Here is a 3,257-nt window from a genome sequence, read left to right on the forward strand (position 1 = left end):
CTACCTCGGTGGCACGCACCGCGGCCCCCGTGCGAGCGGTTCGCACGGGGGCCGCGGGCGGAGCGGGCGGGGGGCTCAGGCGGTGGCCGCCTTCAGCGCGATGTCGGTGCGGTGCTGGCCGCCCTTGAGGGAGATCCGGTCCACCGCGGCGTACGCGCGCTCGCGCGCCTCGGCCAGGTCGGTGCCGGTCGCGGTGACCGACAGGACGCGGCCGCCGGCGCTCAGCACCCGGCCGTCCTCGTCCGCCTTCGTCCCGGCGTGCAGCACGAACGCGGTGCCGTCCGCCTCCGCCTCGGCCAGGCCCTCGATCGGGTCGCCGGTGCGCGGGGCGTCCGGGTAGCCCTCGGAGGCGACGACCACGGTGACGGCCGCGCCCTCGTCCCAGCGCAGCGGCTCCAGCTGGTCCAGGCTTCCGGTGGCGGAGGCGAGCAGCACGCCCGCCAGCGGGGTGCGCAGCCGGGCCAGCACGACCTGGGTCTCCGGGTCGCCGAAGCGGGCGTTGAACTCGATCACCCGGGTGCCGCGCGAGGTGAGCGCCAGGCCCGCGTACAGCAGGCCGGAGAACTCGGTGCCGCGGCGGCGCAGCTCGTCCACGGTCGGCTGGAGGACGGTCTCCAGGACCTCCTCGACCAGCCCGGCGGGCGCCCACGGCAGCGGGGAGTAGGCGCCCATGCCGCCGGTGTTCGGGCCCTCGTCGCCGTCCAGCGCGCGCTTGAAGTCCTGGGCGGGCTGGAGCGGGACGACGGTGGTGCCGTCGGTGATCGCGAACAGCGAGACCTCGGGGCCGTCCAGGTACTCCTCGATGACCACGCGCTCGCAGCCGGCGGCGTGCGCCAGCGCGGCCTCGCGGTCGGAGGTGACCACGACGCCCTTGCCGGCGGCCAGGCCGTCGTCCTTGACCACGTACGGGGCGCCGAAGGCGTCCAGCGCCTCGGCGGCCTCGGCCGCGGTGGTGCAGACGTAGGACCGGGCGGTGGGGACGCCGGCCGCGGCCATCACATCCTTGGCGAAGGCCTTCGAGCCCTCCAGTTCGGCGGCCGCGGCGGACGGACCGAACACCGGGACGCCGGCCGCGCGCACGGCGTCCGCGACGCCGGCCACCAGCGGGGCCTCCGGGCCGACCACCACCAGGGCGGCACCGAGCCGGCCGGCCAGCGCGGCGACCTGCGCGCCGTCCAGCTGGTCGACCGGGTGGACCGTCGCGACCTGCGCGATCCCGGCGTTGCCCGGGGCACAGTGCAGTTCGGTCACTGCGGGATCTTGGGACAGGGAGCGGCACAGGGCGTGTTCGCGGGCGCCGCCGCCGATGACGAGGACCTTCACGCCTGGCAGCGTAGTCGGTGGCCTGTTCCGGCCGCTCCCCGGTCCCGTCGGATCCTCCAGTGGGGGAGCTCCGTACGCCGAGGATGTCGGAGGATCCTCCAAGCCCGACGGGGCCGGTTCGGCGGTGGGTGGTCGGGTCACGACGTCGGGTCACCGGGCCCTCGCTCGGACGGGTGAAATCTCGCCGCCTCCCGCAACCCGCCCACCTCGGGTTCCGTTGGCCGAAACCGGTAACGATCAGCGGAGAAGCGCCCCCACGGTCAGCCATTTGGCGGTAAGAAGTGCTGTTGGAGAACCACCGGCGGACACCACGTCAGCCGTTGCGCCGACAGAGCCAGCAGTCCGCCCGCCACAGGGAGCCCCACAGGTGAGCCAGCCGGAAATGCAGCCCGAGGAGAGTGCCTGGGGCAAGGAGATCGGTGAGGAGGACCCGCCCGCCGCCGCCGTGGTCCGACGGGCCTCCACCCGCCAGCGGGCCGATCTGAGCACCCGCCAGTTCCCGCTGGGGGACTGGGGCGAGCCCGCCGAACGGCTGGAGGAGCTCTACCGCTGGTCCGAGGAGCGGGCGGTCGAGGCGATCGAGTGGTACCGCCGGGACCGCGTCTGGAAGCGCCGCTGGGCCCGCGTGCTGCGGTTCGGCGCGGCCGGCTTCGCGGTGGGCGGGGTGACCGCCCCGCTGGTCGACCTGGCCGGCGCCTTCGCGCACGGCACCGGCTGGGGCTACGTCGGCTTCGCGCTCTCCGCCGCCTGCCTGGCCACCGACCGGGTCTTCGGTCTCACCTCCGGCTGGATGCGGGACGTCTCCACCGGCCAGGCCCTGCAACGCCGCCTGGAGGCCTTCCAGTTCGACTGGGCGTCGGAGTGCGTGCGCGAGGTGCTCGGCCCGACCGAGGGCACCGCGGGCGAGGCCGCCGAGCGCTGCCTGGGCGTGCTGCGACGGTTCTGCGAGGACGTCTCGGACATGGTCCGCTCCGAGACCTCGGAGTGGATGCTGGAGTTCCGCGCCTCGATGACCCAGCTGCCCACCCAGTCCGGCGGGGCCTGGGGCGGGCGCAGCGAGCCCGGGGTGGGCGCCCAGGTGCGGGTGCTGCCGCCGCCGGGCACCCGGCCCACCATGCCGCGCCAGCGGCCGCCGGAGGGGCCGCTGCGCTAGAACCTGTCCGCCCGGGGTCAGGCGAAGACGATCATCGAACCCTGGGTGACGCTCCTGGTCGCCGCCGCGTACAGGCCCGACCAGGCGTGCCGCTCCCGGGCGAAGGGGTGGACGTCGTCGATCGGCGGCCCGAACGGCTGCTCCAGGCCGGTCGGGCCGAGCGGCCGGGTCGGGTCCGGCGGGTTGAGCGGGTCGATGCCCAGCGCCGGTGCGACGGCCTGGAGTTCGCGCAGCAGCCCGTGGCTGGAGCCGAGCGGGCCGCCGGCGGCGAGCAGCGTGTCGTCCACCAGCGGCACCGCGAACTCGACCGGCACGTACGCGCCGGCGTGGTCGAAGTGCCAGACCAGGTGCGACTGTTCGGCGCTGCTCTCGAACATCTCCAGCAACTGCTCGTAGTCGCCGCCGAGCGCGTCGACCGGGGTGATGTCCAGGCCGGTGAGGCCCAACAGGTAGGCGCGGCGCAGGAAGTGCAGCGAGTCGTAGTCGAAGGCGGCTATCGGCTCGACCGCGCCGCTGATGCCCGGGACGAACCGGTAGACCGGCACCTCGGGCAGCCCGCGCGAGGCCAGCACCGAGTTGTAGAGCGCGAGGTCGTCCCGGAAGGGGTTGTCGGGGCTGTGGCTCAGCGCGTCCACCAGCGGGACGAGCCAGAGGTCGCAGGCCATGGCCGGCAGTTCCTCTCCGGAGGCGGGGATCGCCCGCGCGGGGCCAGCACCGAGTTGTAGAGCGCGAGGTCGTCCCGGAAGGGGTTGTCGGGGCTGTGGCTCAGCGCGTCCACCAG

General features: G+C 74.8%; 3 protein-coding genes. 1 reads left to right on the forward strand and 2 read right to left on the reverse strand.

All coding sequences use genetic code 11. The features are described 5' to 3' along the window. Positions 1-75: 75 nt before the first annotated feature. Positions 76-1,323 carry a phosphoribosylamine--glycine ligase gene (purD, locus tag ACIQOV_RS34080; RefSeq protein ID WP_401054662.1) on the reverse strand — a complete coding sequence of 416 codons (1,248 nt, stop codon included), beginning with the start codon at positions 1,321-1,323 and terminating at the stop codon, positions 76-78. Positions 1,324-1,690: 367 nt separating this feature from the next. Between purD and ACIQOV_RS34085 the strand changes: the two genes are divergently transcribed. Continuing rightward, positions 1,691-2,476, forward strand: a complete 786-nt coding sequence (locus ACIQOV_RS34085) for an SLATT domain-containing protein (RefSeq protein WP_359897705.1) — start codon at positions 1,691-1,693, stop codon at positions 2,474-2,476. Between the two features lie 17 nt (positions 2,477-2,493). Here the strand turns inward: ACIQOV_RS34085 and ACIQOV_RS34090 are convergent, their stop codons facing one another. Further along, positions 2,494-3,141 carry a hypothetical protein gene (locus tag ACIQOV_RS34090; RefSeq protein ID WP_359897704.1) on the reverse strand — a complete coding sequence of 216 codons (648 nt, stop codon included), beginning with the start codon at positions 3,139-3,141 and terminating at the stop codon, positions 2,494-2,496. Between the last annotated feature and the right edge of the window lie 116 nt (positions 3,142-3,257).

Source organism: Kitasatospora sp. NPDC091257, from assembly GCF_044757675.1.
GTDB lineage: Bacteria > Actinomycetota > Actinomycetes > Streptomycetales > Streptomycetaceae > Kitasatospora > Kitasatospora lactacystinica.

Bases quoted from the DNA above. Each gene is read 5' to 3' on its own strand.
- ACIQOV_RS34090 (WP_359897704.1), bottom strand. From the start codon at position 3,141: ATGGCCTGCGACCTCTGGCTCGTCCCGCTGGTGGACGCGCTGAGCCAC.